The sequence below is a fragment of the Candidatus Kapaibacterium sp. genome, assembly GCA_023957315.1.
Lineage (GTDB): Bacteria > Bacteroidota > Ignavibacteria > Kapaibacteriales > UBA2268 > PGYU01.
The window spans coordinates 106,754-123,948 of sequence record JAMLHE010000002.1; the positions used below are offsets into that span (position 1 = coordinate 106,754).

The 17,195-nt window shown below is 36.8% G+C and carries 28 protein-coding genes; 14 read left to right on the forward strand and 14 right to left on the reverse strand.

Annotation, left to right across the window (positions count from 1 at the left end):
- The first annotated feature begins 28 nt into the window (after positions 1–28).
- Positions 29–1,222 carry an aminotransferase class I/II-fold pyridoxal phosphate-dependent enzyme gene (locus M9949_02210; protein MCO5250218.1) on the forward strand — a complete coding sequence of 398 codons (1,194 nt, stop codon included), beginning with the start codon at positions 29–31 and terminating at the stop codon, positions 1,220–1,222.
- Positions 1,223–1,436: 214 nt separating this feature from the next.
- On the opposite strand, the gene M9949_02215 is transcribed toward M9949_02210, so the two are convergent.
- The 4 genes from M9949_02215 to M9949_02230 all read right to left on the reverse strand — a co-directional run bounded on the left by M9949_02215 (position 1,437) and on the right by M9949_02230 (position 2,442).
- The gene (locus M9949_02215) at positions 1,437–1,556 is read right to left on the reverse strand and encodes a transposase (GenBank protein ID MCO5250219.1); all 120 of its coding nucleotides are present in this window, start codon (positions 1,554–1,556) and stop codon (positions 1,437–1,439) included.
- 237 nt (positions 1,557–1,793) lie between these two features.
- Positions 1,794–2,042 carry a hypothetical protein gene (locus tag M9949_02220; protein ID MCO5250220.1) on the reverse strand — a complete coding sequence of 83 codons (249 nt, stop codon included), beginning with the start codon at positions 2,040–2,042 and terminating at the stop codon, positions 1,794–1,796.
- A complete protein-coding gene (locus M9949_02225) occupies positions 2,024–2,191 on the reverse strand; it encodes a hypothetical protein (GenBank protein ID MCO5250221.1) in 168 nt (55 codons plus the stop codon). The genes M9949_02220 and M9949_02225 overlap by 19 nt, the downstream gene beginning before the upstream one ends.
- Positions 2,188–2,442 (reverse strand): hypothetical protein, encoded by a 255-nt coding sequence (locus tag M9949_02230; protein ID MCO5250222.1) that lies wholly within the window; start codon positions 2,440–2,442, stop codon positions 2,188–2,190. Before M9949_02230 ends, M9949_02225 begins: the two co-directional genes overlap by 4 nt.
- A gap of 810 nt (positions 2,443–3,252) precedes the next feature.
- Between M9949_02230 and M9949_02235 the strand changes: the two genes are divergently transcribed.
- The 6 genes from M9949_02235 to M9949_02260 all read left to right on the forward strand — a co-directional run bounded on the left by M9949_02235 (position 3,253) and on the right by M9949_02260 (position 7,360).
- Entirely contained in the window at positions 3,253–3,396 is a 144-nt protein-coding gene (locus M9949_02235; protein MCO5250223.1) for a hypothetical protein, read from the forward strand.
- Between the two features lie 99 nt (positions 3,397–3,495).
- Positions 3,496–3,945, forward strand: a complete 450-nt coding sequence (locus M9949_02240) for a hypothetical protein (GenBank protein ID MCO5250224.1) — start codon at positions 3,496–3,498, stop codon at positions 3,943–3,945.
- A 518-nt stretch (positions 3,946–4,463) separates the two neighbouring features.
- Positions 4,464–6,083 (forward strand): EVE domain-containing protein, encoded by a 1,620-nt coding sequence (locus M9949_02245; GenBank protein ID MCO5250225.1) that lies wholly within the window; start codon positions 4,464–4,466, stop codon positions 6,081–6,083.
- Between the two features lie 30 nt (positions 6,084–6,113).
- The gene (locus M9949_02250) at positions 6,114–6,500 is read left to right on the forward strand and encodes a hypothetical protein (GenBank protein ID MCO5250226.1); all 387 of its coding nucleotides are present in this window, start codon (positions 6,114–6,116) and stop codon (positions 6,498–6,500) included.
- A 10-nt stretch (positions 6,501–6,510) separates the two neighbouring features.
- Entirely contained in the window at positions 6,511–6,606 is a 96-nt protein-coding gene (locus tag M9949_02255; GenBank protein MCO5250227.1) for an McrC family protein, read from the forward strand.
- A 592-nt stretch (positions 6,607–7,198) separates the two neighbouring features.
- A complete protein-coding gene (locus tag M9949_02260) occupies positions 7,199–7,360 on the forward strand; it encodes a hypothetical protein (GenBank protein MCO5250228.1) in 162 nt (53 codons plus the stop codon).
- Positions 7,361–8,256: 896 nt separating this feature from the next.
- Here M9949_02260 and M9949_02265 read toward each other — a convergent pair.
- The 3 genes from M9949_02265 to M9949_02275 all read right to left on the reverse strand — a co-directional run bounded on the left by M9949_02265 (position 8,257) and on the right by M9949_02275 (position 9,544).
- A complete protein-coding gene (locus M9949_02265) occupies positions 8,257–8,733 on the reverse strand; it encodes a cobalamin-dependent protein (GenBank protein MCO5250229.1) in 477 nt (158 codons plus the stop codon).
- A gap of 337 nt (positions 8,734–9,070) precedes the next feature.
- Positions 9,071–9,295: a type II toxin-antitoxin system HicB family antitoxin gene (locus tag M9949_02270; protein MCO5250230.1), complete on the reverse strand. Its 225-nt coding sequence runs from the start codon at positions 9,293–9,295 to the stop codon at positions 9,071–9,073.
- A 3-nt stretch (positions 9,296–9,298) separates the two neighbouring features.
- A complete protein-coding gene (locus tag M9949_02275; protein ID MCO5250231.1) occupies positions 9,299–9,544 on the reverse strand; it encodes a type II toxin-antitoxin system HicA family toxin in 246 nt (81 codons plus the stop codon).
- 141 nt (positions 9,545–9,685) lie between these two features.
- Between M9949_02275 and M9949_02280 the strand changes: the two genes are divergently transcribed.
- Together M9949_02280 and M9949_02285 are read left to right on the forward strand one after the other, a co-directional pair.
- Positions 9,686–10,351, forward strand: coding sequence for a hypothetical protein (locus tag M9949_02280; protein MCO5250232.1), 666 nt, complete (start codon positions 9,686–9,688; stop codon positions 10,349–10,351).
- A gap of 11 nt (positions 10,352–10,362) precedes the next feature.
- Positions 10,363–11,418, forward strand: coding sequence for a hypothetical protein (locus M9949_02285; protein MCO5250233.1), 1,056 nt, complete (start codon positions 10,363–10,365; stop codon positions 11,416–11,418).
- Positions 11,419–11,546: 128 nt separating this feature from the next.
- On the opposite strand, the gene M9949_02290 is transcribed toward M9949_02285, so the two are convergent.
- The 6 genes from M9949_02290 to M9949_02315 all read right to left on the reverse strand — a co-directional run bounded on the left by M9949_02290 (position 11,547) and on the right by M9949_02315 (position 13,063).
- Positions 11,547–11,669 (reverse strand): transposase, encoded by a 123-nt coding sequence (locus M9949_02290; GenBank protein ID MCO5250234.1) that lies wholly within the window; start codon positions 11,667–11,669, stop codon positions 11,547–11,549.
- Positions 11,623–11,727 (reverse strand): transposase, encoded by a 105-nt coding sequence (locus M9949_02295; GenBank protein ID MCO5250235.1) that lies wholly within the window; start codon positions 11,725–11,727, stop codon positions 11,623–11,625. The genes M9949_02290 and M9949_02295 overlap by 47 nt, the downstream gene beginning before the upstream one ends.
- Positions 11,728–11,842: 115 nt before the next feature.
- The gene (locus tag M9949_02300) at positions 11,843–12,202 is read right to left on the reverse strand and encodes a transposase (protein MCO5250236.1); all 360 of its coding nucleotides are present in this window, start codon (positions 12,200–12,202) and stop codon (positions 11,843–11,845) included.
- A gap of 121 nt (positions 12,203–12,323) precedes the next feature.
- Entirely contained in the window at positions 12,324–12,509 is a 186-nt protein-coding gene (locus M9949_02305; GenBank protein ID MCO5250237.1) for a hypothetical protein, read from the reverse strand.
- A gap of 187 nt (positions 12,510–12,696) precedes the next feature.
- Positions 12,697–12,855 (reverse strand): transposase, encoded by a 159-nt coding sequence (locus tag M9949_02310; GenBank protein MCO5250238.1) that lies wholly within the window; start codon positions 12,853–12,855, stop codon positions 12,697–12,699.
- Positions 12,848–13,063: a hypothetical protein gene (locus M9949_02315; protein MCO5250239.1), complete on the reverse strand. Its 216-nt coding sequence runs from the start codon at positions 13,061–13,063 to the stop codon at positions 12,848–12,850. Before M9949_02315 ends, M9949_02310 begins: the two co-directional genes overlap by 8 nt.
- Before the next feature lie 100 nt (positions 13,064–13,163).
- On the opposite strand from M9949_02315, the gene M9949_02320 reads away from it, so the two are divergent.
- Positions 13,164–13,352, forward strand: a complete 189-nt coding sequence (locus M9949_02320; protein ID MCO5250240.1) for a T9SS type A sorting domain-containing protein — start codon at positions 13,164–13,166, stop codon at positions 13,350–13,352.
- 259 nt (positions 13,353–13,611) lie between these two features.
- Here M9949_02320 and rplS read toward each other — a convergent pair whose 3' ends face one another.
- Complete coding sequence (gene rplS / locus M9949_02325) at positions 13,612–13,992, reverse strand: 50S ribosomal protein L19 (GenBank protein MCO5250241.1); 381 nt, start codon at positions 13,990–13,992, stop codon at positions 13,612–13,614.
- A gap of 279 nt (positions 13,993–14,271) precedes the next feature.
- Here rplS and fliP point away from each other — a divergent pair, with 279 nt between their 5' ends.
- From fliP to flhB, 4 genes are read left to right on the forward strand one after another with little or no spacing between them, the layout of a single operon-like run.
- Positions 14,272–15,030, forward strand: a complete 759-nt coding sequence (gene fliP / locus M9949_02330; GenBank protein ID MCO5250242.1) for a flagellar type III secretion system pore protein FliP — start codon at positions 14,272–14,274, stop codon at positions 15,028–15,030.
- An 8-nt stretch (positions 15,031–15,038) separates the two neighbouring features.
- Positions 15,039–15,302 (forward strand): flagellar biosynthesis protein FliQ, encoded by a 264-nt coding sequence (gene fliQ, locus M9949_02335; protein MCO5250243.1) that lies wholly within the window; start codon positions 15,039–15,041, stop codon positions 15,300–15,302.
- A 2-nt stretch (positions 15,303–15,304) separates the two neighbouring features.
- Positions 15,305–16,105 carry a flagellar biosynthetic protein FliR gene (gene fliR / locus M9949_02340; protein ID MCO5250244.1) on the forward strand — a complete coding sequence of 267 codons (801 nt, stop codon included), beginning with the start codon at positions 15,305–15,307 and terminating at the stop codon, positions 16,103–16,105.
- 1 nt (position 16,106) lies between these two features.
- On the forward strand, positions 16,107–17,189 hold the full coding sequence (gene flhB, locus M9949_02345; protein ID MCO5250245.1) for a flagellar biosynthesis protein FlhB: 1,083 nt from the start codon (positions 16,107–16,109) through the stop codon (positions 17,187–17,189).
- Positions 17,190–17,195: the final 6 nt, after the last annotated feature.

The following is a 17,195-nucleotide window of genomic DNA, read 5'->3' on the forward strand; positions in this document are numbered from 1 at the left end:
TTAAAATTTTTAGAAAATGGAGTAAACAGTGGATTTATTCGAGAAATGTTACAATTTTACAAGGGTCGAGGAAGTTAAAGCCGCAGGATTGTACCCGTATTTTCACCCGATTGAGGAAAATGAAGGTCCGGTAGTCAGGGTGGAAGGCAGGGATATGGTGATGGCGGGTTCTAACAATTATTTAGGGCTTACAGCGCATCCGGAAGTTAAAAACGCCGCTATAGATGCTATCGAAAAGTATGGAACGGGATGCTCGGGTTCCCGATATTTGACGGGAACACTTGATTTGCATATCGAACTCGAGGAGCGGCTCGCAAAGTTTCTTGGATTCGAAGCCGTTTTACTCTTCAGTACAGGATACCAAACAGCATTAGGCGTAATTTCATCGCTTGTGCTGAAAGGTGATTACATCATCAGCGACAAGGAAAATCACGCTTGCATCGTAAATGGTTGTATGCTTGCCAAAGGCGGATTCGCAGAATTCAAACGCTACAAGCACAATGACATGGAAGACCTAGAGAGCTTACTCAAAACGATTCCCGAGAAAGCCGGAAAATTAATAGTCACCGATGGCGTATTTTCCGTTACAGGCGAAATCGTCAACTTGCCCGATATGATAAAAGTAGCACATAAATACGGCGCAAGAGTGCTTGTGGATGATGCTCACTCAGTCGGCGTAATCGGCAAAGGCGGCAGAGGCACAGCAAGTCACTACAATTGCACAGACCAAACCGACATGATAATGGGAACTTTTTCAAAGACATTTGCATCGCTCGGCGGATTCGTAGCCGGACCCGAACGCGTAATCAACTATCTGAAACACAATTCCCCTGCGATAATTTTCAGCGCCAGCCCAACACCCGCTTCATGTGCATCGGCACTTGCAGCACTTACAATCTTAGAACGCGAACCCCAACTCGTTGACAAACTCCTTGCAAACGCTGATTACATGCGTAAAGCATTCGGCAAAATGGGATTCAACGTCATAGATAGCGAAACAGCAATCGTGCCCGTCGTAGTTGGCGAAATCGAAATGGCCCTCTACACTTGGCGAAAACTATTCGACCGCGGAGTATTCGTGAACGCATTCATACCGCCCGGCGTACCGCCAAACATGAGCATGATGCGAACATCGTACATGTCATCCCACGAGAAGGAACATCTCGACCGAATACTCGAAGTATTCGAAATCTCCGGCAAAGAACTTGGCTTAATAAAATAAAACAGAGGCTGTCCCACAAGGGCAGCTTTTTTTTGTGTGGGAAATCGTAGGAGGCTGTCTCACAAGGGCAGCCTCTTTGGCTTTCAATAAGGTGATAAAATGGGACTAATTAATATAATGTATCGTTATTATATAGTAGGTACATTCCATTTTTTGGTATGTTTTGATGCTAATTTGAGGCAATTTTGGATGGGAAAGTGAGATATTTGCTATTTTAAGCTACAAATTTGCTCAGATTGTGGGCTAGAGCCAATAGTCCAACTTCGATTTCTACTTTTTCTTTGCCTCTCAGTAAAAAATCTTCTAAATTGTTTGTTGTGTTTGATATTGCCAAACCGCTTCCGGTTCAATTTATCGTTGTTTTCGTTTTTTCACACCTTCAGGACTCATCAGTCGGGATTTGCCAGTTTTAGCTTCGTTTTGTTTCTTTGCCATTTCTATCGTTCGGATTGTCAGCGCCTTCGTGGCAAGTATCGCAGCTGGTAACCGACGCAGTTTTTGGCCTACCATATACCGCTATGCTGTAATATAAATTGTCGGATCATTGATGCCTTTGCTACTGCTGCGCTCTTTATGAAAATAGTTGTATTTGATATAGGGCTGATTTTATTGTCTTCGTACATTTGTAATTCATGACCCCATAACCTGCATCAGCTGTGATTGATTCAGGGTATTCACGATATTGGCGTTTATATGATTCTATATGTTCAATAAATGTGGAAGTGTCACCGGCTGTTTGATGAATACTGTAATTGACCACTATTTGATTGTTTGTACTTATTTGCCAGTTGTAAGCGGCTTTTAGTTGTCCGTTCTGCATACGGTATCTTCTTTCATTCGCATAAATACTGCATCAGGGTCGGTTTTTAAACAACTGTTGCGACCGTTCATTTGCTTTTCGTATGCTTCATATTTCCTTAATTGTTCAGACCAAGTCACTTGTAAGTTTGGCACGTACATTTTTATCAATCTTTTTTTACCAATACTTTATTTATTTCTTCTATTGTTTCAGTTATACTCGGATTATCTCTTTCGTAGCTCTGTGGTCGGACGTCTCGCATTTCTTCTGCGCTTACCTGAAGTGCGTATTTCCACAACTCATTGACTTGTTGTAATATTTTTCTTTTACGTGTTCGGATATTTTTACTCCAGACAAAGCTGTATTTATTTGTGTTTGCTTCTATTTTTGTGCCGTCTGTATATAGATCTTTAATATCCAAAATTCCCATTATGAATGTAGCATTACTACCTTAGTGAAGACTTCTTTCAAGCCGCTTGCCAGCGTTTACTGGTGAAGCGATTGATTGTACGGATCCGCTTTGCATACCGCTTAGCCACATATAATGAATATTTTCTTGCACTAAATTTTCTATTCGTCGGTTTGAATAAACATTATTCATATAAGCATATACGAGTATTTTCAAAAAAGCATTCTCGGGCTGTAGCTGGTCGCGCCACCACCGATGTAATTGTTTTCGATATCGCTTATATCAATTTCCATCAATAATTTTATTTATTGTCCTAACAGGATGAGTTTAATCATTTCATCAAGAGATGGAGGTAGTAGAAACGTTTGTGATTGATTATAGTATTTAAACTTGTCTCATTGCATCGCTAACTTATTGTTGATTACAACCGTTATGACGCCGATTTGTACCTAGTATTTTCTTTTTTTCCACAAAAATATAAAAAATGGCTGCCCTTATGAGACAGCCTCAGAAAGACTCGTGTCGTATGGACAGAACAGCGTTCTGCCCGAAACATAGCCCATGGTTTCAACCGTGGGTTAGCAAATAGTTCACATTTTTCATTTCGCTTGTTGCAAAATGACAAATTGCTGCATTCTAAACATTATATTTGTAAAAATGTAATATTTCAAAAATTTGGAGAAGAAAGATGGAACGTATTAGCAAAGAAAATCTGAATTTAATAATCTATAACAAGTAAATTTTTTAGGATGGCTTTTTACCCCGAAGGGGTTGAATATACTATTGAAATTTAACATGTGTAATAATAAATGGAGAAGGAAGATGGAAGTTGCAATTGAAAGAAACATCAAAGATTCAATAGATTATTTGGTCGAAACTGCCAAATATTTCAACGAAATCATATACCAGAGATTTTATTTAAACAACTTAATTTGCTTACTAAAAATGAAATTAATGGCTTACTAGACAAGGATTATAAGCAAAGCAAAACACGAGTATATCCGGTTAATTTGTTACGAAGAATTGTGCTAGTTAAACTTAACCAAGGAACAGAAATTACAAATAATGATATTGAAGAAATTAAGAAAGCCAATATTAAAAAATCTTGCTTTTATACAAACGTATGTTCCAATTATTGATAATAGTATGCTTAAGAACTCTAATATCAATGACAAATCTTTTATAGTTTGGAGTATGCCCTTTAGACTGCTTTATACAATTTTTTACTTCAAAAACAAGCGTGAAATCCAGCTTAAAGTACAAAAATGTCTAAATGAAATATCCGATTACACAATAAACTATATTTCAACTAACTTCAATATTAAATTTAGTTCTCATTCTATTGATTTTAATGGCTTCCAGGCTCAAGGTAGAGATATTGCTTCCTTGTTATTTACTCCTTCAATATTTACTAATCATAAGAAATGTGCCCAGCTTCTTTTTGATTTTAAGTCTGACGGGCTAATTGCTGAAATCGGCAGAGGAGAGGATTTAAGAGGAAAATTGACTATATAATGTCAAATAGTGGATAGAAAAGTACTTTACCAGTTATATTTGTTAACTAAATAAAATGTGAAAAACATAATATAAGAACAAGACAAAAAAGTTATAATATAAATAAAGTTAAAGTAACATTTTACAAGTAAATCATGAAGTGAATGTAATAAAGGGAAGGCATATGACAGACTTGAATCTTCATTTTTAATACTTAATATAGGCTTGTGTGGTAAATATTAGTTAAAACAAAACCAATAGAGTATAAAAGTTGTTTAAGTGAATTATTTGATGAGACTAAACCTCTTAATGATAGAATTAGGTCTTTTATTGACACTGCTGATGAATTATACAAATCTGTAAAAGCTGTAGAAAGGCATTCTCATCAACATGATGAAAGGACTGCTGCCACTTTTTTAACATATCACAATCCAACCAAATACACCTTTTATAAATCATCTTTTTATGAGGCTTATTGCGAATATATAAAAGTCAACACAAAAAAAACGGGGCAAAAGTATAATCATTATTTGGGGTTGATGAATGAATTAGTTGATAATTATATCAAACATGACCAAGAGCTCATCGGTTTGATCCAAAGCCAATTAGATACTGACGATTTTCATGATGATAATTTATTACTTTTAGCACAAGATATTTTGTATCAATGTTTCGATAAAAAATTAATACATACCCGCAACTATTGGATTTTCCAAGCTAATCCTGATATTTTTGACGTATTTTCAGCATTAAAGGAAAACAAGGTCAATAGCTGGTTAATAAATCAAAACAAAGGAAATATTAGGAGTGGCGATAAAGTAATTTTATGGGTGACAGGTGAAAAAAGTGGATGTTATGCACTTGCTGAAATAAGCGACAACCCAAAAGAAGTCGGTTTGGAAACTGATGATCATTTTTGGAAAACAACAAAACCAAGCGGATTAAGAGCTCCAATTACAATAACGCATAATTATATTGACAATCCAATATTAAAAAGTGAAATAATGAACATTGAAGAATTAAAGAATCTGAAAGCTGGTAAACAAGGCACAAATTTGAAGGCAACCAAAGAAGAGTTTGAATTCTTACTCAAATTAAGACCCAGCAATTCCAAAAATTTCGCCAAAAACCTAATCCTCTATGGACCTCCCGGCACGGGGAAAACGTTTAATAGCAAAATCAAAGCTCAAGAAATTGATGGTACGTCGAGCAACTCTTTCATCACATTTCACCAATCATTCTCATACGAACAATTTGTTGAAGGGATTTCGGTTTGCACAGATAAAGGGAACAAAGAAATTGTCATTTATGACGTTAAAGGTGGAATCTTTAAGAAAGTGTGTGTAGAAGCAATTGGATTTGATGATTTTGAAAACTTCTTACAAGAATATGACGATAAGGAAAAGAGGAAGGAATATTTAAGCAAACGTGAGCCCGTCGTCCTCATCATTGATGAAATTAATCGCGGGAATATCTCCAAAATATTTGGCGAATTGATAACGCTGCTCGAAGAAGATAAGCGATTGGGCGAGGATAAACGAGAGATGCATCGGACGCTGCCGTATTCCGGCGAGCAGTTTGGTGTGCCACCCAATTTGTATATCATCGGCACAATGAATACAGCCGACCGCTCACTCGTCCAACTCGATACAGCACTTCGCCGCCGCTTCGATTTCGAGGAGATGATGCCGAAGTATCATCATACAGACGAAATCATAATAATCAATGAAAAGACCGCTATTGATGAATTAAAATGGCCAAATTCAGGGATAATTGGAGATAAAGATTTATCAATTTTCCTCTACAAACTTAACGAAAAAATCTGTAAAGAATACGACCGCGAACATCAAATCGGGCATTCATTTTTGATGAAAGTGAATACTTTTGAAGAGCTTCGCCGTGCTTGGGAAAACAGGATTATGCCTCTCTTGCAGGAATATTTCTATGCCGATTATGGCAATCTTGCAAAAGTGATAGGCGAGTCTGAGTATCTTGCAAAACCTGCGAAAGATAATGAAAAATGGAAACTGAAAATGAAAGCAAGTGAAGGCAAATTTGAAAATGAATTTGCTAAAGTTTATGAGTTTGCTGTGTATGGAAAAAACGCAAATCAAAAGACTAACGGAGCGGAAGAGCAAGATGAAGAAATTGAAGCATAAAAACAGTTTTAAAATAGCAGTGCTAAACATATGAACACGATTAACATAGTAGAATACGATAGACAACCAGTAGATAAAGAACAGTGGGATACACTACTTGATTTTCAAGATAAGTTCCCTAAAAATCTGCCATTCACTTTGCACCCAACAAAAGCAGATATTAAAAATTGCATAAAGGCAAAAAACTTTGTTGGCACTCTTCAACACAAAGACCTGAAAATCAATGTATTCCCGAAACTATATACAGGAGCTAAATTAGAGGGCAATAAGAAACAAGCCATTAAAAACTTTATGTTCATGCTTGAGTATGGCTATAATTTCGCTAAACTCAAGGATTTTGAATCATCCATCGAAAAAGAGAAAATGGATAATTTCTTCGAGGTATTGATTTACTCTTTTTGCGCAAGAATTGATTGAGCAGTTGAAAATGAACCCGAACCGCTCCTACATAACAGTCGAAGACGAGAGCAATTTCCTCAAAGGCTCATGGCGACTGAGCGAGCAACTTTCAACGCCGAATTAGCAGAATTCAGCTTCCAAGAATTTGAACATTATAATGATCGATAAAAACGTATCTTTAAACAGAGCACAATAATACAAGGCAGGTAAAAACAAAAATATACAACAAAGTTAATACAAAGTAAAGTTCAATAGTACAGAAAGCATGGGAATAAAATTTTCCGTATACAAGCGATCGAAACGTATACGAAACAGGTGGTATTTATAATCAGGTAAATGCCGTATAAGCCAATGTTCCAGAAGTTAAACGCCAGAATGTAGGTAAAGGAAAAGAAACGTAGATCAAAGCAGACACCAGATTAAAATGTAGTAAAAGAACGCACGTATGAAACAGTGAATACAGAAGTGAAAAAGCTTAATCAAAACAGTGAGTAAATGGTCTTAGTATCAGTGAACGTAATCCAAAGCATCACATAGGGTGGTAAACGAGTTTTAACAACGACAAGAACGAGTTTCTATGAAATAAAGGATGAAATGGTAAAGAAAGCTTAAGTAGATAGTAGGATTATTATCATGTGGGTGTTATAAAGGAAATTGATCGTATCATCAATCGTCGTTAGAAACGAATGAAACAAAGACGAAACAGGTAATAGTGAATGAACAGCAATAGTGGAGAGCTTTGGAATGAAAGAATCGGTATTGAATATGTCACAAATGAACTTCAACATTTAGAAAGCAATATCGCAAACGAAGAACATGTTAAAGTAAACAATACAACGAAAGGTATTATTGCTCACCAAATGAAGTTGTTAAAATGAGGAACAATAGAAACAAGGTGTAGTTGATATTTAAAGAAAATAATAACGAGCCTAAACATGGTAATAACAGAAAGTAGGGTTATCGTAAAGGTAGTGAGAACATGTGAGCGGGAAGTCAAAGTCGATTAAAGTTGTTAGAGGTAAATACTTGGAAAGAGTTAGATCGAGAAGTTGATGAGTAGAATGTTTTAAGTGAATAATAGACGAAGTGTTGAAAATTTCGTATAAATGACGAGTTGTATGGAAAGGTAAAACCAACTTAAAAAGTAAAAAGAACATAGTTGATCAATCACAAAAAATTATTTTTAATTACCATAAAAATAAATAGTCGTAATTAGTGGATTTTAAATAATTAAAATTAAAAAATAATAACAACGCGTAAACAGTCATTTTAAAAACTGGTAAGGGAGAATGATCATTTTTCAATAATGACAAAAAGAATGAACATAATGTCCCAGCATTTTCAAACAGCCTTAATCGTAAAAGTTTATAAGTTGAAAATGGTCAGAAACAGAGCTGATTTGTAATCAGATACATCAAAGAAAATGCGAATGTAAAAGGGATGCCATAAAAACAATATGTGGGCAATGCCAAGGCAAGCAGAGGCATAAAATATTAATATCGAGCCATAATAAATGCGTGGTAACACAGCACAAAAATAATCAAGTTAAGAAACAAATAGCTTTGGCATACAGCTGGGAAGCGTAAGGGTGTAATGCAGTATCACCAAAATAACACATACGTATAAAGGTTAAGCTTCTTAAGGTAAATACAATCTTAAACGATGCCAGGCTGCATATAGTAAAGGTGTAAGTCGTAGGTTAAAAAGCACAAAATAGCAGTTAAAATACTTTCAAAAAGTAGGTTGCTATTAATAATACAGGGGATTATCAAATTTAAATCATATAAAGCGGTTGATGATTGAACAGACCGCCATTTTCCCGATACGCAATCCCATCAATAGATTTGAAAGATAAATCGGAGATGTCCGAGAAATTTTCCACTATCTCGAGAAAGCTTTGTTCGCCTTCGCCGATTACAGCCAAATCGAAATCGCCCTGCAATGACTCAGGCATTACAGATATATGGCAACCGCCGAATACAAGCAAGCTTTGGGGAAATTTTTGTTTTAGCAATTTGCTGATTTGGACGCTTTTTTTGAAATAATGAGTAAATGATGTTAATCCAATTATATCAGGGGCAAAACTTTCCAAATATGACAGTTCATCTTCATCATAATTGAAAATTTTGATAACAACATCTTTCTTGGAGTACTTTTTGACATAAGAGCTTAATGAGCATAATCCGGTGGGATAATAATTAACAGTCCTCTTTGACTCAGGATTTATCAGGGCTATTTTTGTTGTTGCCATTTTTTTGTTACATTTAATTCAAAATCATATATGCAAAATAATATAATTTTCATAATTTAAGCAAGATGAAGAGGAATTTTGTAGGACTGCAACAGCGTTCTGTGCAAAACATAGCCCATGAATTTATTCGTGGGAAAAGAATTTTTATGACGAGACACCCACCCCGTCTGCTGGCGCATCCACCCCTCAGGAGGGGAATTAAAGATATTTCCGTCTTTGTATGTCCCGTCAGTTGTTATAATTGACGGATAGGGATGAACCTGAATTATAGTCGTCAGTTGTAATTATTGATGATACACTAACTTTAGAACAACTGACGGCACGGGAAGATGCCAACTCAAAGCATGGCTATTTGGTATAGTAGAGGCTTATAATGTGGTTTAGGGATTTTTTTATTCGCTGCTTGTGCGGTTTCAAGCCATAATTCTTTAGCTTCCAACACCTCATGAAGTGCTGCTTCAGGTGTATCTCCAAATGCAGAGCAATAAGCTAAGTCCGGTATGTCCGCTATGTAACCACCGTCTTCTTCGCTATAAAATATATTTATATGATAATCTTTCATAATTTACTTATAAGTTAACGAATTTCTTTCGATAATAGTTAAAACTTGTTTTACTTGGTAAGATTTAACTTCTCCATTCACGTTTTGTATGTTGACGATCTCATTTATTCCTACATGCTTGAAAATGTGATGGCTGCCCTTAGTTCTGTCTAACTCAAATCCAAATGCTTCGAGCAGATATAACATCTCGCCAAATTTGACGTTATGGGTGCCTGCAATCAATTTCTTTAGAATTTTCTCAACTTTCATTCTACAAAATTATAAAAATCTTCATAAAATTAAGTACATTCTTTCAACTTTGCAAAAAAATTCTTCCATCCTTTTGAGATAATTTACGCATTCATGTGTATATTATATATATGGTTTTGTTAATTTTAGAAAAATGTTGAAATGAAAGCACTAATTCCAATTTTATTAATGTTTGTAGCTCTTGAAGGGTATTCTCAAAACGTATGGGAAATGACTTTCATTATTGAGTCTAATCCAATAGCAATGGAATGTCCTGATAATAAAAATGTATTCATCATTTCTACTATTGGTAGATTTTGTAATTTCTATAGATCAGATGATAATGGTAGCTCATGGGAGTTTGCTAATAACATAGACCACGATACAGCTGAAGATATGAGTTGTCCTGACAGTGTGAATATTTTTATAACGTTTTTCGATGGTACAATTTATAAATCAAACGATAAAGGTGAAAATTTCGAATCATTGAAACTTGACGGTATTAATTATATTCGCAACATAGCTATGTTCAATAAAAATATTGGTGTAGCTTCAGGTGGATATTATGTCACATCTGACGGATGGAATAGTTACTATAACTTCTATGAGCAATTATTCAGTGAGAATGAGAATATGAGTTATACTCTTTTATATCCAACATTTAAAAATGACTCTATATTATTTTCGATAGCAAGAATTTTTGATAAATCAAATCCAAGTATTTCAGGTTTTACAAATCACTCATTATTAAAATTAAATATAAAAACTTTTGAATACGAGCTTCTTTATATCGGACATTTATCAGGAATAAGAGACTTTATATTGTAGATGACAATACAATGTTTGTATGTGGTTCAAGTAACACGATAAGCGGTGGCACAGGACACGATGCAATATATAAAAGTACTGATGGTGGAATAACTTGGAGAAGGATGTTAGATTTGTATTCACTTAGAAATAAATTTTACGACCATGATATTCAACCTTTTGGACTACAGAGCATTGCATTCAAAGATAGTTTAACAGGTATTACAGTCGGTCAGTTTGGAAAGATTGTTTATACTCACGATGGAGGTGAATCATGGACTTATGAAAGCAAACTGCACGATTCAATAAGAAAGACAACCCCGCCTACAATGCTCGTAAGATATTCTGATACAATTCCTGTAGTTGCAACCTTTACAAGGCATATTTACAGAATGATAGAAGATAACCTCGCTCCGAGTGTCGAACATAAGTACAGTATAAGCGGACGCGTTTGGGAAGGCGACAAAGGGCAAGCAGGGGTAGCGATCCAATTAGACACTTTCCGTGTCACAATGACGGACAAAGACGGCTATTACAGATTCGGCAACCTGCAGGGATCTTATCAAGTCAGAGCATTGAACAAGTATTATGATGGTGACAACCCAACCTACTACTACAAACCATTTGACTATACACCACTTGAATACAACATAGAACTCACAAGTGACACGACCGGATTTGATTTCAATGCCGAAGATATAAGGTCAAACTATACATTAATGGGCATTATCAAAGATAATAAAGGTGATATTCTTGCAAATATGGATGTTCAGATTGGCGAAAACACGGTGAAAACCGACTCTACAGGGAACTATGTTTACTATAAAGCGGAATCCAAAGAATATTTTATCACCCCAATAGACGAAGCCTATACTTTTGCTCCAATATATTACGACACTCTAATAACATCGCACAGCTTCACTTTAGATTTCACCGCCACCCCTGCCACCAGCGTTTGGGAAAGTGCAAATAGCTCAAGCTTAATTCTGCATCCCAATCCGGCAAGCGAATATATCGAAATTAATGCTGCTATCAAGAGGCTGTCTCACAAGAGCAGCCTCTTCGACTTCAATAAAAAGAAAAAATGAGATTAATTGTTATAATTAACATTCTAAATTTGAAAAATCAATTAGAAATGAGCATTATTCCATTTTTTGGTATGTTTTGATGCTAATTTGAGGCAATTTTGGATGGGAAAGTGAGATATTTTGCTATTTTAAGCTACAAATTTGCTCAGATTGTGGGCTAGAGCCAATAGTCCAACTTCGATTTCTACTTTTTTCTTTTGCCTCTCAGTAAAAAAATCTTCTAAATTGTTTGTTGTGTTTGATATTGCCAAAAACCGCTTCCGGTTCAATTGGTCGTCGTTTTCGTTTCTTCGTCCCTTCAGGACTCATCAGTCGGGATTGTTTGCTCTCTTAGTCGTTTTGCTTCTTTGTTTATTTCATCGCTCGATTGTCAGCGCTCTCGTGGCAAGTGGCTCGCAGCTGGCAACCGACGCAGTTTTTGGCTCTATATCGGCTGACTATTTGTTTGTATCCGTTCAAAGTTATTTTTTCTTTTCTCTCCGATATTTTCCATCGCTTGACCCATTGGGCAATAGTAACAGTCTTGTTCTTCGTTGTAATATAAATTGTCGGACTTGCTGATGTCTTCGCTAATTTGCTTTTCTGCTCTTAAGTGAAAATAGTTGTATTTGATATAGGCTTCGATTTTATTGTCTTCTGCATATTTGTAATTCTCATGACCCCCATAACCTGCATCAGCTGTGATTGATTCAGGGTATTCACGATATTGGCGTTTATATGATTCTATATGTTCAATAAATGTGGAAGTGTCACCGGCTGTTTGATGAATACTGTAATTGACCACTATTGATTGTTTGTACTTATTTGCCAGTTGTAAGCGGCTTTTAGTTGTCCGTTCTGCATACTGTCTTTCATTCGCATAAATACTGCATCAGGGTCGGTTTTTGAACAACTGTTGCGACCGTTCATTTGCTTTCGTATGCTTCATATTTCCTTAATTGTTCAGACCAAGTTTTCTTCACTTTTGTAAGTTTGGCACGTACATTTTTATCAATCTTTTTTTTTACCAATACTTTATTTATTTCTTCTATTGTTTCAGTTATACTCTCGGGATTTATCTCTTCGTAGCTCTGTGGTCGGACGTCTCGCATTTCTTCTGCGCTTTACCTGAAGTGCGTATTTCCACAACTCATTGACTTGTTGTAATATTTTTCTTACGTGTTCGGATATTTTTACTCCAGACAAAGCTGTATTTATTTGCGTTTGCTTCTATTTTTGTGCCGTCTGCATATAGATCTTTAATATCCAAAATTCCGGCTTTATGAAATAGAGACAATACTACCTTAGTGAAGACTTCTTCAAGCCGCTTGCCAAGCGTTTACTGCGGAAGCGATTGATTGTATTGTGATCCGGCTTTTGCATACCGCTTAGCCACATATAATGAATATTTTCTTGCACTAAATTTTCTATTCGTCGGCTTGAATAAACATTATTCATATAAGCATATACGAGTATTTTCAAAAGCATTCCGGCTGTAGCTGGTCGCGCCACCACCGATGTAATTGTTTTCGATATCGCTTATATCAATTTCATCAATAATTTTGTTTATTGTCCTAACAGGATGAGTTTCTTTAATCATTTCATCAAGAGATGGAGGTAGCAGAAACGTTTCAGATTGATTATAGTATTTAAACTTTGGTCTCATTGCATCGCTAACTTATTGTTGATTACAGCTGTTATGACGCTATTTTGCACCTAGTATTTTCTCGTATTTTTCCACAAAAATATAAAAAATGGCTGCCCTTATGAGACAGCCTCTTGATGAAACTATTGACATCAAAATCTTCAACACTCTTGGCGAATGTGTGAGTACCACCCCGCACCCTTCGACAGGCTCAGGGAGCGATATTTTAAGAATTGATATTTCGCATCTATCTCGTGGTGTGTATTATCTCCGCATCGGCAGCCGGACGCAGATGTTTGTGAAAGTCTGACAGTTGAAGACTTCGGAAGTCTAATTTTCTAAAGTATATGAATATAATAAGCTTCTTGAAGTTAATTATAAAGACTTCCGAAGTCTAATTCTTTATCATCTCAATCACTTAAATCACACAAATCATAGTTCAGACAAGTTCGGATTGGATTCTTCGCTTCGCTAAGAATGACGAATGAGATAGTTCAGACTTTACTTCCAACACAAAAAAGCTGTCCCATTTCCGAGACAGCTTTTTGAAAATAATAGCTGAGAGTGTCTTAGCTGAGTTTTTGGCGAATCTTCTTTTCGGACATGCCGCGAAGATAGTACAATTTTGCTCTGCGGACACGACCTTTCTTTTCCAATGAAATTGATTGAATCATTGGTGAGTAGAATGGGAAAACTCTTTCGACTCCGACACCGTTCGAAATCTTTCTGATTGTGAAAGATTTGTTGATGCCGCCACTATGCATTGCGATGACGATTCCTTTAAAGTTCTGGAGACGTTCTTTTTCGCCTTCGACTACTCTAACCGCAACGGTTATCATGTCGCCTTCGCGAAACTCCGGAAACGCCGCATAGTTGTCGCCGTCTTTAGCTTTTCTGACTGATGTTGCCCTTTCTTTGGCAACGTCGTTTACATATTCTAATGCATTCACTTTATTTCTTCTCCTGCAAAAATTTAGAGCAACAAATATACGAAAAAATTCTAAATAAGCATAAAATAATTCAAAAATTTACAAAGAAAAATCGAATTGAAGTTTTTTCACCAATTGAATAATATTGTTCAAATTCTATTTGTGGGGTCAATGACGTTTATGTTGCAAAATAATGTTGAACTTTGATTTGGACTGCTTTTGTACTCTCTATCCGGCGCGAGCATATTAATGGCACTATGCTTGTAATCTATACTCCGATAAATATTACGAGCATAAATTTTGAAAAAACTTATTATTATATACGTTCTGATTGTATTGCTTTTCCCGTTTATAGCCGAAGCCCAGCAATCTCAGCAGCTTCAGTTGCCGAATCTTTCGGTTAATGTGGGCATGGATGACGGCGGAAATGATTTGGTGTTGACGCTCCAAATTCTTGCCGTACTGACAGTTTTGACCTTGGCGCCTTCGATTTTGGTGATGATGACTTGTTTCACTCGCATTATTGTAGTGTTCCACTTCCTGAAACAAGCTATGGGTGCACATACTCAACCGCCCAACCAATTGCTTACCGGATTGGCGCTTTTTCTGACATTTTTTGTGATGCAACCGGTTCTCGACCAATCTAACGAACGCGGGATTCAGCCGTATATGAGAGATGAAATCACTCAAGAAGTAGCTGTCGAGAATATTATTCAGCCCTTCCGCGAGTTTATGCTCAAGCATACTCGGGAAGAAGATTTGGCACTCTTTGTCAAACTTAGCGGCTCCGAAAAACCTATGGACGAGACTGAACTTACGATTTGGGCGATTATTCCGGCATATACGATTAGCGAACTAAGGGTGGCATTCCAAATCGGTTTTATGCTTTTTGTGCCATTTTTGGTGCTGGATATGATTATAGCGAGCACTCTGATGTCCCTGGGTATGTTCCTTCTGCCACCGCAACTTATCTCATTGCCGATTAAGCTCTTGCTGTTCATTTTGGTGGATGGCTGGAACTTAGTGATTGATTCATTAATGAAAAGTATTTTGAATTAGGAGAATATATGACTGAGCAAATGGTAATTCAAATTGTACGAGATGCCTTTTATCATGTATTGCTGATTGTGGGACCCTTGCTATTGGTTTCATTAACGGTAGGTTTGTTTATTGCGATTTTGCAAGCGGCTACGACTGTTTCCGAGCAAACGCTGACATTCGTCCCGAAATTGATTGCAGTTTTCGTTGTAATAGTCTTGCTCTTGCCCTTTATGATTCAGACGCTGAAGGCATATATGATTGAAATAATGAATCTAATCGCCGGTATGTGAGCGTGATTGATTCCGCCACCTTACACCTACTTACAAGTAAATTTCTGATAGGGACTTTAATCTTTATCAGGATTTTGGGTGTATTTTCGGCAGCTCCATTTTTCAAAGCAACAGCAATTATTCCCCAAGTGAAAATATTTCTTGCCGCATTGATTGCGATTGCGGTGACATCGGCATTTTGGGAAGACCAACCTGTGATTGAATTTCACTTGTGGTATGTTACACTATTGGTGATGAAAGAATTTCTTCTCGGTCTAATTATTGGATTTGCAGCTCATGCAGTATTTTTTGCGGCACGATTTGCAGGTGGTGTGATTGATATTGAAATGGGCTATCAAACTGCCGTTTTATTTGACCCATCGAATACAACACCAACCTTAGTCGGCGAGTTTAAGGATATGATAGCATTGATGCTGTTTTTAGTGCTGAATGGGCATCATCACATTATCGAGGCGGCATATGTAAGTGTCCGAGCGGTACCTTTGACCACATTTGCCATGACCGAAGCTACAGCCGCTTTGCTTACAAAGTATGCAGTTACGGTATTTATCCTTGCAATTAAAATTGCCGCACCGATTCTCGTAGCATTATTTTGTACAAATCTTGCTTTGGCACTTTTGGCAAGAATTGCTCCGCAGACGAATATTTTCATTCTGAGTTTCCAAGTTAAGGTAGCAGTCGGATTAATAATGTTGTTCATATCGGTACCCATGGTTATTTATATTTTGAAATGGGCATTGGGCTCGGTGCAACAAATTACATTCGAAATACTGATGAGTATGTATCCCGATAGGGTGATGTAAAGTGGCTGAAAACAAAGACGGACAAGAGAAGACCGAACTTGCCACCCCGAAGCGGCTTAAAGAGGGGAGAGACAAAGGGCAAGTATCAAAAAGTATGGACGTTACCACTTCAGCAGTGTTGATGATAGGGGTGATGGGAATATTTTTGATGGGCGGCGAATTAATTTCGACCTATCAGCATTTCATGAAAGGGATTTTCCAAAATCTTGGGTCATTGCGAGTCACCGAAGAAGGTTTTCCTGCTTTTGCAGGTGAAATCATCGGTTTTATGTCCACTCTTTTGCTTCCTATTATGTTTTTGGTCTTTTTCGTGGCATTAGCGGCAGAAATATCCCAAGTTGGGTTAAAAATAGCCACAAAGAAATTTACCGAAGGATTGAGATTTAAACAAATTTTCAATCCCTTTAGCGGATTGAAACGAATTTTCTTTTCAAAACATTCTTTGTTTGAATTAGCGAAGGGATTAACCAAGATTTTTGTTCTTGGGTCTGTTGTTGTGACTGTGTTGTGGAACAAAGACGAAGAAATTATCGGGCTTTTGGAACGCCCCTTTGCAGATGTTGGTATATTGATGGCAGGTTTAGCATTCGAAATTATGTGGAAAGTCGGAGCAGTTTACATTATCATTGCTTTTGCAGATTTCACTTACCAAAAGTGGAAATTCAAGGAAGATATGAAAATGACCAAGAAGGAAACTAAGGACGAATCTCGCCAAGCAGAAGGCGACCCGATGATTAAATCCCGAATAAGGCAATTGATGAGGGGACGAGTCAGGAAACTGATGCTCAAAAATGTAAAAACAGCAGATGTAGTAATTACCAACCCGACTCACTTTGCAGTTGCATTGGCATATGCGCCCGGAGAATCGGGTGCACCGAGAGTAGTGGCGAAAGGCGTGGATTTCATGGCTATGAGCATCAGAACTTTAGCAGAAGACTTTGATGTGCCGATTGTCGAAAACCCTCCTTTGGCTCGAACTTTATATTTTTCTACTGAAGTTGATATGGAAATTCCGGAGAATTTGTTCAAAGCAGTTGCGCAAATTCTCGCTTATGTTTATACACTAAAAAACAAAAAGCTCTAAATGGCA